Below are 17,929 nucleotides of genomic sequence, written 5' to 3' on the forward strand. Positions count from 1 at the left end.
AGCGCCCGATAGTCCCTTAAGCAACGGTTAATTTACCGCTGTTGCGGAACTAGAAGAGGGGTTCACTCAAATGAAACTGAAGGCACACGTCACCGGCGCGCTGCTTGGCGCCATCCTGTCGACGACCGCGTTCCACGGCGCTTTCGCAGCCGACGACACCATCAAGATCGGTATTCTCCACTCGCTTTCGGGCACCATGGCCATCTCCGAGACAACGCTCAAGGACGCCATGCTGATGCTCATCGACGAGCAGAACAAGAAGGGCGGCGTACTGGGCAAGAAGCTCGAGGCTGTCGTCGTCGATCCGGCTTCCGACTGGCCGCTCTTTGCCGAGAAGGCACGCGAACTGGTCGAGAAGGACAAGGTTGCGGCCGTCTTCGGTTGCTGGACCTCGGTTTCGCGCAAGTCGGTCCTGCCGGTCTTCAAGGAACTCGACAACATCCTTTTCTACCCCGTCCAGTATGAAGGCGAAGAGTCCGAGCGTAACGTCTTCTATACGGGTGCTGCGCCGAACCAGCAGGCGATCCCGGCCGTCGACTACCTGATGGAGAACGAAGGCGTCGAACGCTGGGTTCTCGAAGGCACGGACTATGTCTATCCGCGCACGACCAACAAGATCCTCGAAGCCTATCTGATCGCCAAGGGTGTCAAGCCCGAGGACATCATGACCAATTACACGCCGTTCGGCTTCTCCGACTGGCAGACCGAGGTTTCCTCGATCAAGAAGTTCGGTTCCGCCGGCAAGAAGACCGCCGTCGTCTCGACCATCAACGGCGACGCGAACGTTCCGTTCTACAAGGAACTCGGCAACCAGGGCATCAAGGCCGAAGACATTCCGGTCGTGGCCTTCTCAGTTGGCGAGGAAGAGCTCGCCGGCATCGACACGAAGCCGCTCGTCGGCCATCTGGCTGCCTGGAACTACTTCGAATCCGTCGACACGCCTGCCAATGCCGAATTCATCGAGCAGTGGCACGCCTTCACCAAGAACGACAAGCGCGTCACCAACGACCCGATGGAAGCCCATTACATCGGCTTCAACATGTGGGTTAAGGCTGTAGAGAAGGCCGGAACCACCGAGCCGGACAAGGTGATCGACGCTATGATCGGCGTATCCGTTCCTAACCTGTCGGGCGGCTTCTCCACGATGATGCCGAACCACCACATCACCAAGCCGGTGCTGATCGGCGAAATCCAGGAAGACGGTCAGTTCGACATCGTCAGCCAGACGCCTGGCCTGATCGTCGGCGACGAGTGGTCCGATTTCCTGCCGGACTCCAAGGACCTGATCTCCGATTGGCGTCTGCCGATGAACTGCGGCAACTTCAATGTTGCCACCGGTAAGTGCGGCGGCAAGGGCTCCTGATTTGCCGTCCCACGTCTGACGAAGATCGCGGGCGGGCTGCTTCGCCCGCGATCCCATGAGGGGACATGGTTATGCTTGACAGATTTTCCTACCGCATTCTCGGGACGACCGTCGCGGGGTTCTTCCTCATCCTGATGCTGCTGGCCGGCACTGCGCGGGCGCAGGACGATGTGAAGGCGCTTTTCAATGGACTGGGTTCGGCCAATTTTCAGCAGGCCGATGAGATCGTGAAGGGCATCGCCAAGACGGGTGATCCGAAAGTGGTGCCCGGGCTTGAGGCCTTTGCCGCCGGCGATCTTTATGTCCGCAAGTCGGACAATCAGGTTTTCATCACGAAATCAGCAGGTTCGAACCTCGCGCTTATCGATCCCGTCACCGGAGAAACGACCGGTGAGGAAGCCAAGGGCGCAATGACCAAGGTCAAGGTCAACAACAATCTCCGTCGCTCCATCCGTGCGGCTATCGGCGGGTTGACACTGATGAGCCCGGACCGCGGTGTACGTCTTGCCGCGGCTGAATCGGTGCTGAAATCGCCGAGCGCAGATTCGCTCGAACCGCTGGACGCGGCGATCGCCGCCGAAAAGGATCCGGAGGTCCGAGGGGTTCTGGAAGAGGCGCGCGCGGTATCCATCCTGAACTCCGACCGTTCCGTCGAGGACAAGAAAGCCGCGATCGAGACCATCAAGGTCAAGGGTGGGCGCGACGCGATCGGCATCCTGTCGTCCGTCGCCGGTTCCGTCGACGAGAGCCTGAGGCCGGATATCGATGCGGCCATCGCCAGCATCGAGAGTTCGCTCGTCTTTGCCGATGCCGCGCAGAACGTCTGGTACGGCCTGTCGCTCGGTTCGGTGCTGCTGCTTGCGGCGATCGGCCTCGCCATCACCTTCGGCGTCATGGGCATCATCAACATGGCGCATGGCGAAATGGTCATGCTTGGCGCCTATTCCACCTTCGTGGTGCAGAACATCATCCGCACCTCCTATCCGTCGCTCTTCGACTGGTCGCTCGCAATCGCGCTGCCGGTCGCCATCCTCGTCACCGGCGCCGTCGGTCTCGTCATCGAACGCGGCGTCATTCGCTTCCTCTATGGCCGGCCACTGGAGACGCTGCTTGCCACCTGGGGCATCTCGCTCATCCTGCAGCAGGCGGTGCGCACCATCTTCGGGCCGACCAACCAGGAGGTCGGCAACCCATCCTGGATGTCCGGCGCGTTCGAACTCGGTGGCCTCACCATCACCTGGAACCGTCTCTGGATTATCGTCTTTGCACTCGCTGTCTTCTTCGCGCTGCTGATGCTGCTGAAGCGCTCCGCCTTCGGCCTGCAGATGCGCGCAGTGACGCAGAACCGGCGCATGGCGTCCTCCATGGGCATCCGCACCCCCTGGGTCGATGCCTTCACCTTTGCACTCGGTTCCTCCATTGCGGGCATGGCCGGCGTCGCACTTTCGCAGATCGACAACGTCTCGCCCAACCTCGGCCAGAGCTATATCATCGACAGCTTCATGGTCGTCGTCTTCGGCGGCGTCGGCAATCTGTGGGGGACGCTGGTCGGCGCCTTCTCGCTCGGCATCCTCAACAAGTTCCTGGAGCCCTATGCCGGTGCGGTGCTCGGCAAGATCCTCGTTCTCGTCCTCATCATCCTTTTCATCCAGAAGCGTCCTCGCGGGCTGTTCGCACTCAAGGGAAGGGCGGTGGAAGCATGATCACCGCCTTTATCCTCCGCTCGCTGGACCGCAAGATCAGCATAGCCATCGCGATCCTGCTGGCGATCGCCATCCTCGTTCCCGTGTCGAACCTTCTGCTCGACGAGAGCAATCCGCTGCACGTGCCGACCTACCTCGTCTCGCTGTTCGGGAAGTACCTGACCTATGCGCTTCTTGCCTTGGCGCTCGATCTCGTATGGGGCTTCTGCGGGATACTCTCGCTCGGCCACGCGGCCTTCTTCGCGCTCGGCGGCTATGCCATGGGCATGTACCTGATGCGGCAGATCGGCACCCGCGGCGTCTATGGCAATCCCCTCCTGCCGGACTTCATGGTCTTCCTCAACTGGAAGGAACTGCCCTGGTTCTGGCACGGCTTCGACCATTTCTGGTTTGCGGCCCTGATGGTACTGCTCGTGCCCGGGCTCCTCGCCTTCGTCTTCGGCTGGTTCGCCTTCCGCTCGCGCGTCAACGGCGTGTACCTGTCGATTATCACCCAGGCCATGACCTATGCGTTGTTGCTCGCCTTCTTCCGCAACGACATGGGTTTCGGCGGCAATAACGGGCTGACCGACTTCAAGGATATCCTCGGCTTCAACATTCAGGCCGACGGCACGCGCGCGGCCCTCTTTGCAGTGACCGCGATCTTCCTCGCCCTTTCGCTGGTCCTCGCCTCTGCGATCGTACGGTCCAAGTTCGGCAAGGTGCTGGTCGGTGTGCGCGATGCCGAAAGCCGGACGCGCTTCCTCGGCTACCGCGTCGAGCACGTCAAGCTCTTCACCTTCACAGTCTCGGCGATGATGGCTGGGATCGCGGGAGCGCTCTACGTGCCGCAGGTCGGCATCATCAACCCGGGCGAATTTGCGCCGGCGAACTCCATCGAAGTCGTGATCTGGACCGCCGTCGGCGGCCGCGCGACGCTCATCGGCCCGATCATCGGAGCAGTCCTCGTAAACGGTGGCAAGACGCTCTTTACAGGGCTTTTCCCGGAGTTCTGGCTGTTTGCGCTGGGCGGTCTCTTCGTTGCCGTGACCCTCTTGCTGCCGAAGGGCATCGTCGGCACGGTCGCGCAATATCTCGGCAAGGCGCGCCGTCCCAGCAAGGCACCGCCTGCGGACGTGGAGATGGGCGAATCCGACGTGAAAATCCAGGCTGCGGAGTGAGTTCATGATTCCAGACATCAAGCCCACCAGCATGCTCTACCTCGACGGTGTCTCCGTTTCCTTCGACGGGTTCAAGGCGCTGAATTCGCTCTCGCTCGTCGTCGAACCGGGAGAGCTTCGCGCCATCATCGGGCCGAACGGAGCCGGCAAGACGACGATGATGGACATCATCACCGGCAAGACGCGCCCGGACGAGGGTGAGGTCTTCTTCAACGGAACAATCGACCTGACGAAGAAGGACGAGGCCGACATCGCCCAGCTTGGAATCGGCCGGAAATTCCAGAAGCCGACGGTCTTCGAGAGCCACACGGTCTGGGATAATCTGGAACTCGCCTTGAACCGGCCGCGCGGCGTTTTCCCGACGCTCTTCTATCGACTGAGCGGCGAGGATCGCGACCGCATCGAGGAGATTCTTGAGATCGTGCGCCTGCGCCACCGGCGGGACGAACTGGCGGCAAGCCTGTCGCACGGCCAGAAGCAGTGGCTGGAGATCGGCATGCTGCTGGCGCAGGAACCAAAGCTTCTCCTGGTGGATGAGCCGGTCGCCGGCATGACGGACGCCGAGACGACGGAGACGGCAATCCTGCTCAAGGATATCGCCAAGACGCGTTCGGTAATCGTCGTTGAGCACGACATGGGTTTCGTGCGCGATCTCGGGGTGAAGGTCACATGCCTTGCGGAAGGCTCGGTGCTGGCCGAAGGCACGATCGACTTCGTCAGCAACGACCCGAAGGTCATCGAGAACTATCTGGGGCGGTGATGATGCGATCGATGTTCTTGGATTGGAGCGTATCGGGAATGCATTCCCTCGTCGCAGCGAGGCATGCTCGCGAAGACGGCGGAGATCGCGCCGGCCGCCTGCGGCGTCTGCTCGATTTCGCAATCTTCGCGATAGGCGCGCGAGCGGGCCGTGTCCTGCCGACCTCCCTTTCACTGGAGATACTGGCGAGGCCGACAGAAGACACTGTTGCAGAGGAGGATGCACGACCATGCTGAGCGTCGAAAACGCCAATCTGCACTATGGCGCGGCACAGGCGCTGCGCGGCATCTCCATCACTGCCGAGATGGGAAAGATCACTTGCGTGCTGGGGCGCAATGGTGTCGGCAAGAGTTCGTTGCTGCGCGCGGTCACGGGTCAGCATGCACTCTCTGCCGGCACCGTGTCCTTCAACGGCACGAAGCTGGATGGCATGGCGCCTTTTGCGCGCGCCAGGCATGGTGTCGGCTATGTGCCGCAGGGTCGGGAGATATTCCCGCTGCTGACTGTCAAGGAAAACCTCGAAACCGGCTTTGCTCCGCTTGGCCGCCGCGACCGCAACGTCCCCGATGATATCTTCAGTCTCTTCCCGGTGCTGAAGTCGATGTTGTCCCGTCGCGGCGGCGATCTTTCCGGCGGTCAGCAACAGCAGCTCGCAATCGGCCGGGCCATGGTGACGCGGCCGAAAATCCTCGTCCTCGACGAGCCGACGGAGGGCATCCAGCCCTCGATCATCAAGGATATCGGCCGGGCGATCCGCTACCTGCGCGACTCCACCGGCATGGCGATCCTGCTCGTCGAACAGTATCTCGATTTTTGTCGTGAACTCGCCGACTACGTCTACATCATGGATCGCGGCGAGATCGTCCACGAGGGGCTGGCCGAGACGCTCGATACCGCGGAAGCGCGGCGTCACCTGACCGTCTAGTGCCCATCTGCCGGGTTATTCATCTGTTGCCCAAATAGGCGGCAACCAGGCGACGGCGCCCCGCCTTCCGGGAGCCGGCGCAGCTTTGCATCTCTTTCGGCAGCGGGAGGCATGGAAATTGCTTCCTTTCAATGCCTTGAACGCGCCGAGGCTTGTAAAGCCCGGTGCGCCGGCAAGAAGTGGGAAGACGAACGGATGACGAGCGTGCTCGCAGCGACGAGACCACAAAGAGCCGAGGGACGCGGCCACCTGGCGGCAAAGGCGCTTGATGGGCGCACGCGCATACGCGAACTCTACCAGGAGGGAGCGGCAAAAATCCGCCTTCCCGATACATTCGACGCCTCGATGGAAGCCGTCCTCATCAATACTGCCGGCGGGCTTACCGGCGGCGACCGGATGGATTGGCGCGTCGTCGCCGGGCCGAGAACCCGCGTCGACGTGACGACGCAGGCCTGCGAGAAGATCTACAAGGCATCAGCGGGAACGGCCGCCGTGACGACGACGATCGAAGTCGGGGAGGGTAGCCGCGTCGATTGGCTGCCGCAGGAAACCATCCTCTTCGATCGGGCATCTCTCAGCCGAACTCTCGACGTGCGGCTTTCAGAAAGTGCTGAATTCCTGGCCGTAGAGGCCATCCTGCTCGGCCGGAAGGCAATGGGCGAGACGGTGGAGACCGGGCTTTTTCGCGATCGCTGGCGCATTTACCGGGCAGGAAAGCTAATCCACGGCGAGGACCTGCGGCTCGAAGGCGATGTCGCGGGGATCGGGGCCAGGAATGCCGTACTCAGCGGTCAGGTCGCCTTCGCGACCGTGCTCTACACCGGGCCCTTGGCGGAAGGTCACCTTTCGAAGGTCCGAGGTCTGATCGAAGGAACGATGGGCGGTGCCAGCCAGTGGCAGGGCAAGCTCGTGCTGCGCCTTGCTGCGGCCGATGGCTTCGCTCTCAGAAAAATCCTGATCCCAGTGATTTCCGCCTTGCGCAATGGTGCACCGGTGCCGAAAGTCTGGCATCTATGAGTTCAAGCACATGCACAATTTTCTCCGAAAACCGCTCCGCATTTTTCGGCATCATACATCGGTCAAGCAGATAGGTAGACGATGAATCTCACTCCAAGAGAAAAAGACAAGCTATTGATTTCCATGGCGGCAGTCGTGGCACGGCGGCGTTTGGAGCGCGGCGTGAAGCTCAATCATCCCGAGGCAATCGCGCTAATCACCGATTTCGTCGTCGAGGGTGCCCGCGACGGGCGGCCGGTTGCCGAACTGATGGAGGCGGGTGCGCATGTGATCTCGCGCGAGCAGGTCATGGAAGGGGTCGCCGAAATGATCCACGACGTGCAGGTGGAGGCGACCTTTCCGGATGGAACGAAACTTGTGACGGTGCACGAACCGATCCGCTGAGGAAGACGATGCTGGAACTGAGGCCCAACTGCGAATGCTGCGACAAGGATCTGCCGGCGGAGAGCCAGGAGGCCAGGATCTGTACCTTCGAATGCACATTCTGTGCGGATTGCGCCGACAATGTCCTGAAGGGCGTCTGCCCGAATTGCGGTGGCAACCTCGTCACCCGCCCGATCCGGCCGGCGGCCATGCTCGCGAAGAATCCGGCTTCGACGAGACGCGTCCTCAAGGCCGAGGGCTGCGGACCGGCGAGGGTGGCCTGAGAAAAGGAAGAAGAGATGATACCAGGCGAAATCATTGCCGCGAGCGGCGAGATCGAACTGAATGCGGGCGCGCCGACCATAACGCTGGAAGTTGCCAATACCGGCGACCGGCCGGTGCAGGTCGGCAGCCACTACCATTTCGCTGAAACCAATGCCGGCCTCTCCTTCGAACGCGACAAGGCCCATGGCATGCGGCTCGACATCCCGGCTGGCACCGCCGTGCGCTTCGAGCCGGGTCAGACGCGTTCCGTGACCCTAATCCCGCTTTCCGGCAAGCGCGAGGTCTACGGCTTTCGCCAGCTCGTCATGGGAAAGCTCTGAGGCAGTATACGATGATTATGCATAGGAATTTTCTGCCGGCGGGCGTGTTGCTGGCTGTGATGATGGCGGGAGGCTCCGCGCTTGCCCAGGAATCGGCAAACAACTGCGGCGACCAGAACGCACAGGCCGATATGAACATCTGTGCCCAGAAGGATTATGAGGCAGCCGACAAGGAGCTGAACGAGCAATACCGCCAGACCAAGGCCAGGATGGTGGAGTGGGATAAGGATCTCAGCGAAAACCTGAAGGGTGCCGAGAAAGCACTGCTTGCGGCTCAGCGCGCGTGGATCGCCTACAGGGATGCCGAATGCGCGGCCGAGGGCTTTCAGGCGCGGGGCGGCAGCCTGGAGCCGTTTCTGGTCTCCAGTTGCCTGGCGACGCTGACGCGGGCCCGCACGAAGGAACTCAAGGATCTCGCTCAAGGACTGGGGAATTGAGTTGAGCACCCGGCAGAAGATCATCATCGTCGGCAACGGTCCGATTGCGGAGGCCGCGGTTGCGGAGATCGCGACCGCTGACCTCGTCATCCGCTTCAACGAATGCCGGTCCTACGAGGCAAGTCCGGGGCGAACCGATGTCGTCGCCGTCTGCAACACCGGCCGACCGGCAAAGGCCATGCTCGGATCAGAGGCCTGGCGGGAGCATCCGGCCGTGCGCGAGGCCTCCGCCATCTGGAGCGTGCGCGATCCGGAGAAGTTTGCCGAGCTGCGCCCACAGCTTGCGATCTCGCATCCGGAACTCGACGATCTCTGCGACGACTATACGAGTCAGTTCAATGAGTTCTGCGCAGAAGCTGGCAAGGCACATGTGGTCGTTGACAAATTGATTCATGAAGGCGTCGACGCCGCGCTGAGCGCCTATGATCCGGCGCCCTACGTCGTTCCGAGCAGCGGCATGATCGTGATTGCTGAAGTCCTCGACAAGTATCCTGGAGCTGATGTTGCGCTCGCCGGCTTCGGCCATTCCGGCTGGGAGTGGCATCCCTTCGCCGCAGAGAGGAAGCTCGTCGATCGATATGTTTCCGAAGGCCGCCTCAGACGCATTGACGAAAGCAGCAAGACCCTTCCCTCGCAAGGAGCCTGACATATGCCCTACAAGATTTCCCGCGCTGCCTATGCCGGCATGTTCGGCCCGACCGTCGGCGACAAGGTCCGCCTCGCCGATACGGAGCTGTTCATCGAGGTCGAGAAGGATTTCACCGTCTACGGCGAGGAAGTGAAGTTCGGCGGCGGCAAGGTCATTCGCGACGGCATGGGCCAGAGCCAGGCGACGCGCGCCGAGGGGGCTGTCGATACCGTCATCACCAATGCGCTGATCCTTGATCACACAGGCATCTACAAGGCCGATATCGGCCTCAAGGACGGCCGCATCGCCGGCATCGGGAAGGCGGGCAATCCGGATACCCAGCCGGGCGTGACCATCATCGTCGGCCCGTCCACCGAAGCGATCGCCGGCGAGGGCAAGATCGTGACGGCCGGGGGCATGGATGCGCACATCCATTTCATCTGCCCGCAGCAGATCGAAGAGGCGCTGATGTCGGGTATCACCTGCATGCTGGGCGGCGGCACGGGTCCCGCTCACGGCACGCTTGCGACCACCTGCACCGGCGCCTGGCATATCGAGCGGATGATTGAGAGTTTCGATGCCTTCCCGATGAACCTCGCTCTTGCCGGCAAGGGCAATGCCTCGCTTCCAGCACCGCTGGAGGAAATGATCCTTGCCGGTGCGTCCAGCCTGAAGCTGCACGAGGACTGGGGCACGACGCCGGCTGCTATCGACAACTGCCTTTCGGTCGCCGATGCCTACGACGTGCAGGTGATGATCCACACGGATACGCTGAACGAAAGCGGCTTCGTCGAGGATACGATCGGCGCCATCAAGGGCAGGACGATCCACGCCTTCCATACCGAAGGTGCCGGCGGTGGACATGCGCCTGACATCATCAAGATCTGCGGCCAGCCGAACGTCATTCCGTCGTCCACCAATCCGACGCGGCCCTATACGGTCAACACCATCGCCGAGCACCTGGATATGCTGATGGTCTGCCACCACCTTTCGTCGTCGATCCCGGAAGACATCGCCTTTGCCGAAAGCCGCATCCGCAAGGAGACCATTGCGGCCGAAGATATTCTCCACGATATCGGTGCCTTCTCGATCATCTCCTCGGACAGCCAGGCGATGGGCCGCGTCGGCGAAGTCGCGATCCGCACGTGGCAGACGGCGGACAAGATGAAGCGCCAGCGCGGCCGCCTGAAGGAAGAGACCGGCGAGAACGACAATTTCCGCGTACGCCGCTACATCGCCAAATACACGATCAACCCGGCGATTGCACACGGCCTTTCCCACGAGATCGGTTCGGTCGAGGTGGGCAAGCGCGCCGACCTCGTTCTCTGGAGCCCGGCCTTTTTCGGCGTGAAGCCGGAAATGGTGCTTCTGGGCGGCTCGATCGCGGCAGCCCCGATGGGCGATCCGAATGCCTCGATCCCCACGCCGCAGCCGATGCACTACCGGCCGATGTTTGCCGCCTTCGGCAAGCTGCGCACGAACTCCTCCGTCACCTTCGTCAGCCAGGCTTCGCTCGACGGCGGTCTTGCGCAGCGGCTCGGCGTCGCGAAGAAGCTTCTGGCGGTCAAGAATACGCGCGGCGGCATCTCCAAGGCTTCGATGGTTCACAACAGCCTGACGCCGCATGTCGAAGTCGACCCCGAGACCTACGAGGTGCGCGCCGACGGCGAGCTTCTGACCTGCGAGCCGGCGACGGTGCTGCCGATGGCACAGCGATATTTCCTCTTTTGACACGCGAGGTGCTCAATTGGCGAGGGCGGCTGCCTGAAAATTAGCCGAAGTCTTTGGTCCGGTTATGCAATTCCGGTATAGCTGCCATGCGGCCGCTCTTTCGTGCTGCGCCGCAGCAGAATCTTCGCTAGTGAGGGGCTTCCATTTTCGGGGCCGCGGATTTTCCCAAGACTTGCTGCGGTCCCTTCCAACACGAAGGAGATCGAAATGCTCGGCAGGAAAGTGCCCGCAGTAACCTTCCGCACGCGCGTCCGCGACGAAGCCGTCGGCGGCCCCAATCCGTTCCGCTGGGAAGACAAGACGACCGCCGACTACTTTGCCGGCAAGCGCGTCGTTCTCTTCTCGCTGCCGGGCGCCTTCACGCCCACCTGCTCGACCTACCAGCTGCCGGACTTCGAAAAGCTCACCGCCGAGTTCGGCGCTGAAGGCATCGACGAGATTTACTGCATCTCGGTCAACGACGCATTTGTCATGAATGCCTGGGGCAAGTCGCAGAACCTCGAAAACGTGAAGCTTATCCCGGACGGTTCGGGCGAATTCACCCGCAAGATGGGCATGCTGGTCGCCAAGGATAATCTCGGCTTTGGCATGCGTTCCTGGCGCTATGCTGCGGTCGTCAGCAATGGCGTCGTCGAGCAGTGGTTCGAGGAAGAAGGCTATTCCGACAATTGCGATTCGGACCCCTATGGCGTTTCCTCGCCGCAGAACATTCTCGAGGCCCTGAAGTCGGTCAAGCAGGCCGCCTGACAGGCCGGAAATTACGGGTGAGAGCATAGGGGCGCGGCATTTTTGCCGCGCCCTTCTTTTTTAGGGATATTTGCACAACCAAAACATGCATTCGCCGCAACTGCAATTCTGTGGAAATTGGCGTTCACAAGCTTGGGATGGCTGGCATTTTAATGACCGTCTTAGGTCGTTGGAAGTAAATGGCCCTTTAATCATGTGGTATTGCAGGGGCCTGGGGAGGTCGATCAAATGAAAAGATGGATTTCACTCCACGCGGAGCTCGGTAAATTCCAGCACAGGCGCACCGTTTACGTGTTCGCGCTAAAGATGAGCTTTCTCGCTGTCATCCTTTCCGGCTTTGCCATTGCCGCGATGCTGCCGACGCTCGACTTCATAGGTTTCCTTCCGTTGCCCCTGGCGCATGCGATCCAGTTCGGCGTCGTCCTCTCCTGGCTGGTCTGCGGTCTGGTTTCCGGCGTGCTTGCGCTGCTCGCAGGACATGCCCTTCACGAGCTTGCCGTCTCACGCGCCGAATTCGAGAAGCTTAGCCGCACGGACATGCTTTCCGGCCTCCTCAATCGACGCGCCTTCACCGAGGCGCTCGATGCGACCGAGAACGGGGCCTCGCTCGTCATCTTCGACGTCGATCGGTTCAAGTCGATCAACGACAGGTACGGCCACGCCTGCGGCGACGCTGTCATCGTCGCGGTATCGCTTATCCTTGCGGATACGTTTGGCGGTTCGCATACCGTTGCGCGGCTGGGGGGAGAGGAGTTTGGCGTCATCGTCCGCGGCGGCAGCATCCAGGACAGGATCGCCCGCATCGAGAAGGTGAGGGCGGCCATCGGCGCCCGGGCGGTCCATGCCGGCGGCTCCGAGGTCGCGATTACGATTTCGGCGGGCATTGCGGATATCTGGACAGGCACCGGCAAGGACGCGGTCTATGCGGCGGCGGACAAGGCGCTCTATCTCGCCAAGGCGCTGGGCCGCAATCGCGTCGTACATGAAAGCGAGGGATTGAAGCATATCCGCGCGATGCAGGGCGAAGACAGGGCAGGCGCCGCCGACGAACTGCTCGAGGTGGACCCGCGATACGGCTTCGGCGGAATATGATCCCGAACAGCAGATTTCGCCTTGGAGCTTGCCGGGTAGGGGTCTATCGTGCGCGGTCAGTTCTGATCTAGCGGATTCATCATGCAGCGCATCACCTCCTATCTGCCTGCGGGCACACCATCATCCAACCCCGTCGACAAAGTCGTGCTTCCGCATGACCTGCGTCATCTGCGCCGAAAGGTGCTTCATCTCGAAAATGGCGACATGGTCATGCTCGACCTCAAGGAGCCTGTGCTCTTTGCGAGCGGTGACCTCCTGGTGCTCGAAGATGGCGAACTCATCGAGATCGTCGCTGCCGAGGAGAAACTCTTCGAGATCAAGGGCAGGGACAGCCGCCATCTTATCGAACTTGCCTGGCATCTCGGCAACCGGCATCTTTCGGCGCAGATCGAGGATGAGCGCATCCTCATCCTGCGCGATCATGTCATCCGTGCCATGCTGCAGGGGCTAGGGGCAACAGTCAGTGAAGTGACCGAGCCATTCCAGCCTGCACGCGGAGCCTATCACGCCCACGGCGGCCATTCCCATGGGCATGACCACCACGACCATGATCACGATGGTCACGATCACGACGGTCATGATCACGATGGGCACGACCACGGGCATCATCACTCCCACGATTGAGCGCCCATGAGCGAGGATAGAGAACTCCAGGCCCTTCTGCGGCTGATGGCCTGGCTCTCGCCGGCTTTCCCGGTGGGGTCGTTCAGCTATTCCGGGGGTCTGGAGCGGGCTGTTCACGATGGGCTCGTCACCGACGCGGCAGGGTTGCGCGCCTGGATCGAGACGCTGCTTGCGCATGGCTCCATTTGGAACGACGCAGTGCTTCTTGCGGAGGCCCATCGCGCCCACGCCGACGCCGAGAAACTCGCAGCCGTCGCGGATCTCGCCGAGGCGCTTGCCGGTTCGCGCGAAAGGCACCAGGAGACGATGCTGCTCGGCGAAGCCTTTCTGACGGCAGCGCACGCATGGCCTCATCCGGTCCTTTCGATCCTCCCCGAGCGGACTGCCTATCCGGTGGCGGTAGGTGCCGTCGCAGGCGCCCACGAACTGCACTGCGAGAAAGCGATCGCCGCCTTCCTGCACGCAGTCGCGTCGCAGGGCATCTCTGCCGGCATCCGTCTCGGCGTGGCTGGTCAGCGTGACGGCGTGACCATCCTTGCGGGTGTCGAAGAATTGATTGCACGCCTTGCCCATCGGGCAGCTGGGTCAAGCATCGATGACCTCGGCGCTGCAGCTATCCAGGCGGACATTGCGAGCCTTCGCCACGAGACGCAGACGACCCGGCTCTTCCGTTCGTGAGGGAAATGATGCGGGAGCGGAGACCTCTACGTCATTCGCCGCTGTGCTTGGCATGTAGGCTTGGCTATCATGCCGCTTTATTGGAGTTTCAGACATGAAATCGAGAAATGGACCTTTGCGCGTTGGCATTGGTGGCCCGGTGGGCTCGGGCAAGACGGCGCTTACCGAAAAGCTCTGCAAGGCGATGCGCGAGGAATACTCTGTCGCCGTCGTGACGAACGACATCTACACGACGGAGGATGCGGAGGCGCTGGTGCGCATGCAGGCGCTTTCCTCCGACCGCATCGTGGGCGTGGAGACCGGCGGTTGCCCGCACACGGCGATCCGCGAGGATGCAACGATCAACCTGCAGGCCATCGCCGCACTGAACGAGCGCATTCCGGATCTCGACGTGGTCTTCATCGAATCCGGCGGCGACAACCTGGCCGCGACATTTTCTCCCGACCTCGCCGATATCACGATCTATGTCATCTCCGTCTGCCAGGGCGAGGAAATTCCGCGCAAGGGCGGGCCGGGCATCACCCGGTCGGATCTCCTGGTCATCAACAAGAAGGACCTTGCGCCCTATGTCGGTGCCGACCTCGACGTCATGGATCGCGACGCAACCCGGATGCGCGCAGCCCGCCCCTTCGTCTTCTCGGACATGAAACGCGGCGACGGCATCGGTACGATCGTCAGTTTCCTCAAGGAGCAGGGCGGCCTCTGACCTTTGCCTTGAAGGCATAAAAAAGCCGGGCGCTTTGCCCGGCTTTTCTTTTGCGTCAGTGGACTCTGCTACTCTGCGGCGAAGGGCGGCAGGCGAAGGACGTTCGTTTCGCTGCCACCTGCCACGCGCTTCTTGCTCTCCGGCTTCTCGATCGCCTCCAGACGTTCGTCGAGAGCGACGAGCGACTTCGCATTCTCGTCCACGGCCTTCGTCAGCTCCTCGGGGGTGAGGGCTTCCTCTTCCTTTTCCTTCTTTCCGACCATGCGGCCGAAGATCCAGGCAAGCAGGCGCGAGAGATCGTCCATGATGAGGAAGAACGAGGGCACGACGACGAGCGACAGCACCGTCGAGACGATGATGCCGCCGATAACCGCGATGGCCATCGGGGCGCGGAACGAGCCACCTTCGCCGACGCCGAGTGCGGAGGGCAGCATGCCCGCAGACATGGCGATCGAGGTCATGATGATCGGGCGCGCGCGCTTGCGGCCCGCCTCGATCATGGCCGGGATGCGCGGCATCCCGTGATGCATCATTTCGATCGCGAAATCGACGAGCAGGATGGCGTTCTTCGTGACGATACCCATCAGCATGAGGATGCCGATCAGGACGGGCATCGACAGTGGGTTGTTGGTGATGATCAGTGCGGCCGCGACACCACCGATGGCCAGCGGCAGCGAGAACAAGATGGTGAAGGGCTGGATGACGTCCTTGAAGAGCAGGATCAGCACTGTCAGCACCAGCATCAGGCCCATCAACATGGCGTTGACGAAGCTCTGCTGCATCTCGTTCTGCACCTTCGTGTCACCGCTTTCGACGAGCCGGACGGTCGACGGGATGTCCGCCTCGCGCACGATCTGGCGGAACCTGTCGGAAGCCGTGTTCAGCGCGACACCCTGCGGCAGGTCAGAGCCGATCGTGACAACGCGATTGCGATTGTTGCGCTTGATCGAGCTCGGGCCTTCCGAGTAGTTGATGTCGGCCACCGTCGACAGCGGCACGGTGCCGCCGCTTGCCGTACGGATCTTCAGCGAGCGGATGGCGCCGAGATCGCGGCGCATGTCATAGGAGGCCTGTACGCGGATCGGAATCTGCCGGTCGTCCAGAGAGATCTTTGCGAGTGCCGCGTCGACATCGCCGATGGTTGCCACGCGCACGGTTTCCGAAATCTCCTGCGGCGTGATGCCGAGGCGGGCGGCCTGGTCCTTGCGCGGGCGAATCTGCAGTTCCGGCCGGGGCAGGGCTCCGTCGGCGCTGACGTTGGCGAGCAGCGGATCGGCGCGCAGCTTGGCCTCCAGAATGCCGACCGCGTCGCTCAGGTCCTTCTCATTCTTGGAGAGGAAGTTGAACGACAGATCGCGTTCGCCACGGTCGTTGAGCTTCAGGATGCGGACATCGGGGATAGAACGGACCCGGGCGAAGACTTCCTTCTCGATCTCCCATTGCGGCGTCTCGCGGCCATGCACCTCGACCTTCGGCAGGTACTGGCCGATGACCGGAATGGAGCCCAGGAAGTTGTTGACGAGCATCTTAACAAGCGAATGATCCAGCTTGTCGAGCGCTAGCGTAACCGTCGCGCGGCGAAGCTCGAGGTCGCCCTTGGGGGATGCGCCGCCGAGGACGAAGACGCTCTCGACGCCGCCGATATCCTTCACACGGTCATAGATGATGTCGGTGGTCTTTTCCGTGTCCTCGAGCGTCGCGTTCGGGGGCAGCTCCACCGAGAGGACAATGCGCGAGGCATCTTCCGGCGGCAGAAAACTTCCCGGGACCTGAAAGAGGAAGTAGAGGGACCCGACGAGGAAGCCGATGGCGGCGAGCAGCGTCGTATAGCGCCACCGCGTCGTCACACGGATCAGGCCGGTATAGCCCTTCATCAGCCGGCTGTCGTTGTCGTGGTGGTCTTCCATGCCGTCTTCGGCGCGCATGAGATAGGCGGCCATCATCGGTGTGATGAGTCGAGCCACCATCAATGAGAAGAACACCGAGAAGGCCACCGTCAGGCCGAACTGGATGAAATACTGCCCCGGTATGCCGGGCATGAAGGAGACGGGCACAAAGACGGCGATGATCGTGAACGTGGTCGCGATGACGGCAAGACCGATCTCGTCGGCCGCCTCGATCGCGGCGCGATATGGCGTCTTGCCCATCTTGATATGGCGGGCGATGTTCTCGATCTCTACGATTGCGTCATCGACGAGAATACCGGTCGCAAGCGTCAGTGCCAGGAAGCTGACAAGGTTCAGCGAGAACCCCATCATGTCCATGATCCAGAAGGTGGGGATCGCCGAAAGCGGCAGGGCAATGGCTGAAATCAGCGTCGCCCGCCAGTTGCGCAGGAAAAGGAAGACCACGATGATCGCGAGAAGCGCGCCTTCAAGCAGCGTATGCATGGCGGCTTCGTAGTTGCCATAGGTGAAGTAGACCGAGTCACTGATGAGCTCGATCGTGACGCCCGGATTGTCCGCCCGCACCTTGTTCAGGCTCTCCGCGACCGTCTCGGCGACGCTTACTTCACTTGCGCCCTTGGAGCGGAAGACGCCGAAGGTGACCACGGGCGTGTCGTTGAAGCGCGAGAAGGACTTCGGCTCCTCGTAGGTGTCCTTGATGGTGCCGAGATCCGAGAGCTTCACGAAGCGGCCGTTGGGCAACGCAATCGTCGTGTCGGTCAGCTCGGTGACGTTGCGCGCATCACCGAGCACGCGGATCGCCTGCTCGCTGCCGCCGACCTGGCCACGGCCGGATCCGAGGTCCACGTTGGTGCCGCGCAGCTGCTGGTTGACGCTGGCAGCCGTAATCCCATAGGCGTTCAGCTTGTCGGGATTGAGCTCGATGCGAACCTCGCGATCGGCGCCGCCATAGCGGTCAACGCGGCCGATGCCGGCCTGTCCCTGGAGCGCGCGCTTGACCGTGTCGTCGACGAACCAGGAGAGCTCTTCCAGCGTCATGTTCGGCGATGAGACGGCAAAGGTCTGGATCGCCTGTCCCTCGACATCGATCTTGGAGACGATCGGTTCCTCGACGTTCGCCGGAAGGTCGCTGCGGATTCGGTCGATTGCGTCCTTGGTGTCCTGGACCGCCTGTTCCGTCGGTACTTCCATGCGGAACATCACGACGGTCTGCGACTGACCGTCGGTCACGGTCGACTGGATTTCATCGATGCCGTTGATTGAGGCAACAGCATCCTCGATCTCCTTCGTCACCTGCATTTCCAGCTCGGCCGGCGAAGCGCCGCTCTGCGTCACGGTAATAGCGACAAGCGGGACGTCGATATTCGGGAAACGGGTGATCGGCAGGCTGTTGAAGGACTGGATGCCTACGACGACCAGAAGGAAGAATGCCAGCAGGGGAGCGATCGGATTTCGAATTGACCAGGCTGAGAAGTTCATGGTG

Annotated in this window: 18 protein-coding genes; 17 read left to right on the plus strand and 1 reads right to left on the minus strand. The window is 61.7% G+C overall.

Annotated features, from left to right (window positions below):
* Positions 1–70: 70 nt before the first annotated feature.
* The 17 genes from urtA to ureG all read left to right on the plus strand — a co-directional run bounded on the left by urtA (position 71) and on the right by ureG (position 14,539).
* Positions 71–1,363, plus strand: a complete 1,293-nt coding sequence (gene urtA / locus EV286_RS04165; protein ID WP_132955767.1) for an urea ABC transporter substrate-binding protein — start codon at positions 71–73, stop codon at positions 1,361–1,363.
* Positions 1,364–1,434: 71 nt separating this feature from the next.
* Entirely contained in the window at positions 1,435–3,066 is a 1,632-nt protein-coding gene (gene urtB, locus EV286_RS04170; protein WP_132955768.1) for an urea ABC transporter permease subunit UrtB, read from the plus strand.
* The gene (urtC, locus tag EV286_RS04175; RefSeq protein ID WP_132955769.1) at positions 3,063–4,226 is read left to right on the plus strand and encodes an urea ABC transporter permease subunit UrtC; all 1,164 of its coding nucleotides are present in this window, start codon (positions 3,063–3,065) and stop codon (positions 4,224–4,226) included. Before urtB ends, urtC begins: the two co-directional genes overlap by 4 nt.
* 4 nt (positions 4,227–4,230) lie before the next feature.
* Positions 4,231–4,986, plus strand: a complete 756-nt coding sequence (urtD, locus tag EV286_RS04180; protein WP_132955770.1) for an urea ABC transporter ATP-binding protein UrtD — start codon at positions 4,231–4,233, stop codon at positions 4,984–4,986.
* 229 nt (positions 4,987–5,215) lie between these two features.
* A complete protein-coding gene (gene urtE, locus EV286_RS04185) occupies positions 5,216–5,911 on the plus strand; it encodes an urea ABC transporter ATP-binding subunit UrtE (RefSeq protein WP_132955771.1) in 696 nt (231 codons plus the stop codon).
* Positions 5,912–6,106: 195 nt separating this feature from the next.
* The gene (locus EV286_RS04190; protein ID WP_132955772.1) at positions 6,107–6,928 is read left to right on the plus strand and encodes an urease accessory protein UreD; all 822 of its coding nucleotides are present in this window, start codon (positions 6,107–6,109) and stop codon (positions 6,926–6,928) included.
* Between the two features lie 81 nt (positions 6,929–7,009).
* The gene (locus EV286_RS04195; protein WP_132955773.1) at positions 7,010–7,312 is read left to right on the plus strand and encodes an urease subunit gamma; all 303 of its coding nucleotides are present in this window, start codon (positions 7,010–7,012) and stop codon (positions 7,310–7,312) included.
* Positions 7,313–7,320: 8 nt separating this feature from the next.
* Positions 7,321–7,575 carry a DUF1272 domain-containing protein gene (locus EV286_RS04200; protein WP_132955774.1) on the plus strand — a complete coding sequence of 85 codons (255 nt, stop codon included), beginning with the start codon at positions 7,321–7,323 and terminating at the stop codon, positions 7,573–7,575.
* A gap of 15 nt (positions 7,576–7,590) precedes the next feature.
* On the plus strand, positions 7,591–7,896 hold the full coding sequence (locus EV286_RS04205; protein WP_132955775.1) for an urease subunit beta: 306 nt from the start codon (positions 7,591–7,593) through the stop codon (positions 7,894–7,896).
* Positions 7,897–7,907: 11 nt separating this feature from the next.
* The gene (locus EV286_RS04210) at positions 7,908–8,333 is read left to right on the plus strand and encodes a lysozyme inhibitor LprI family protein (protein WP_245500604.1); all 426 of its coding nucleotides are present in this window, start codon (positions 7,908–7,910) and stop codon (positions 8,331–8,333) included.
* A 22-nt stretch (positions 8,334–8,355) separates the two neighbouring features.
* Positions 8,356–8,979 (plus strand): Urease operon accessory protein, encoded by a 624-nt coding sequence (locus EV286_RS04215; RefSeq protein ID WP_132956303.1) that lies wholly within the window; start codon positions 8,356–8,358, stop codon positions 8,977–8,979.
* 3 nt (positions 8,980–8,982) lie between these two features.
* Positions 8,983–10,692, plus strand: coding sequence for an urease subunit alpha (ureC, locus tag EV286_RS04220; protein ID WP_132955776.1), 1,710 nt, complete (start codon positions 8,983–8,985; stop codon positions 10,690–10,692).
* A gap of 207 nt (positions 10,693–10,899) precedes the next feature.
* Entirely contained in the window at positions 10,900–11,439 is a 540-nt protein-coding gene (locus tag EV286_RS04225) for a peroxiredoxin (protein WP_132955777.1), read from the plus strand.
* Between the two features lie 228 nt (positions 11,440–11,667).
* A complete protein-coding gene (locus tag EV286_RS04230) occupies positions 11,668–12,531 on the plus strand; it encodes a GGDEF domain-containing protein (RefSeq protein ID WP_132955778.1) in 864 nt (287 codons plus the stop codon).
* A gap of 81 nt (positions 12,532–12,612) precedes the next feature.
* The gene (gene ureE, locus EV286_RS04235) at positions 12,613–13,155 is read left to right on the plus strand and encodes an urease accessory protein UreE (protein ID WP_132955779.1); all 543 of its coding nucleotides are present in this window, start codon (positions 12,613–12,615) and stop codon (positions 13,153–13,155) included.
* A gap of 6 nt (positions 13,156–13,161) precedes the next feature.
* A complete protein-coding gene (locus EV286_RS04240; RefSeq protein ID WP_132955780.1) occupies positions 13,162–13,833 on the plus strand; it encodes an urease accessory protein UreF in 672 nt (223 codons plus the stop codon).
* 94 nt (positions 13,834–13,927) lie between these two features.
* Positions 13,928–14,539, plus strand: a complete 612-nt coding sequence (ureG, locus tag EV286_RS04245; RefSeq protein WP_132955781.1) for an urease accessory protein UreG — start codon at positions 13,928–13,930, stop codon at positions 14,537–14,539.
* A 68-nt stretch (positions 14,540–14,607) separates the two neighbouring features.
* On the opposite strand, the gene EV286_RS04250 is transcribed toward ureG, so the two are convergent.
* Complete coding sequence (locus tag EV286_RS04250) at positions 14,608–17,925, minus strand: efflux RND transporter permease subunit (RefSeq protein WP_132955782.1); 3,318 nt, start codon at positions 17,923–17,925, stop codon at positions 14,608–14,610.
* Positions 17,926–17,929 lie beyond the last annotated feature (4 nt).

Source organism: Rhizobium sp. BK251, from assembly GCF_004345245.1.
Classification (GTDB): Bacteria; Pseudomonadota; Alphaproteobacteria; order Rhizobiales; family Rhizobiaceae; genus Rhizobium.

Excerpts from the sequence above, each read along its gene's own strand:
- EV286_RS04195 (WP_132955773.1), top strand. The coding sequence starts at position 7,010 with ATGAATCTCACTCCAAGAGAAAAAGACAAGCTATTGATTTCCATGGCG.
- EV286_RS04190 (WP_132955772.1), top strand. The coding sequence starts at position 6,107 with ATGACGAGCGTGCTCGCAGCGACGAGACCACAAAGAGCCGAGGGACGC.
- ureG (WP_132955781.1), top strand. The coding sequence starts at position 13,928 with ATGAAATCGAGAAATGGACCTTTGCGCGTTGGCATTGGTGGCCCGGTG.
- urtC (WP_132955769.1), top strand. The coding sequence starts at position 3,063 with ATGATCACCGCCTTTATCCTCCGCTCGCTGGACCGCAAGATCAGCATA.
- urtB (WP_132955768.1), top strand. The coding sequence starts at position 1,435 with ATGCTTGACAGATTTTCCTACCGCATTCTCGGGACGACCGTCGCGGGG.
- EV286_RS04240 (WP_132955780.1), top strand. The coding sequence starts at position 13,162 with ATGAGCGAGGATAGAGAACTCCAGGCCCTTCTGCGGCTGATGGCCTGG.
- ureC (WP_132955776.1), top strand. The coding sequence starts at position 8,983 with ATGCCCTACAAGATTTCCCGCGCTGCCTATGCCGGCATGTTCGGCCCG.
- EV286_RS04225 (WP_132955777.1), top strand. The coding sequence starts at position 10,900 with ATGCTCGGCAGGAAAGTGCCCGCAGTAACCTTCCGCACGCGCGTCCGC.
- urtD (WP_132955770.1), top strand. The coding sequence starts at position 4,231 with ATGATTCCAGACATCAAGCCCACCAGCATGCTCTACCTCGACGGTGTC.
- ureE (WP_132955779.1), top strand. The coding sequence starts at position 12,613 with ATGCAGCGCATCACCTCCTATCTGCCTGCGGGCACACCATCATCCAAC.
- urtE (WP_132955771.1), top strand. The coding sequence starts at position 5,216 with ATGCTGAGCGTCGAAAACGCCAATCTGCACTATGGCGCGGCACAGGCG.
- urtA (WP_132955767.1), top strand. The coding sequence starts at position 71 with ATGAAACTGAAGGCACACGTCACCGGCGCGCTGCTTGGCGCCATCCTG.
- EV286_RS04230 (WP_132955778.1), top strand. The coding sequence starts at position 11,668 with ATGAAAAGATGGATTTCACTCCACGCGGAGCTCGGTAAATTCCAGCAC.
- EV286_RS04205 (WP_132955775.1), top strand. The coding sequence starts at position 7,591 with ATGATACCAGGCGAAATCATTGCCGCGAGCGGCGAGATCGAACTGAAT.
- EV286_RS04200 (WP_132955774.1), top strand. The coding sequence starts at position 7,321 with ATGCTGGAACTGAGGCCCAACTGCGAATGCTGCGACAAGGATCTGCCG.
- EV286_RS04250 (WP_132955782.1), bottom strand. The coding sequence starts at position 17,925 with ATGAACTTCTCAGCCTGGTCAATTCGAAATCCGATCGCTCCCCTGCTG.
- EV286_RS04210 (WP_245500604.1), top strand. The coding sequence starts at position 7,908 with ATGATTATGCATAGGAATTTTCTGCCGGCGGGCGTGTTGCTGGCTGTG.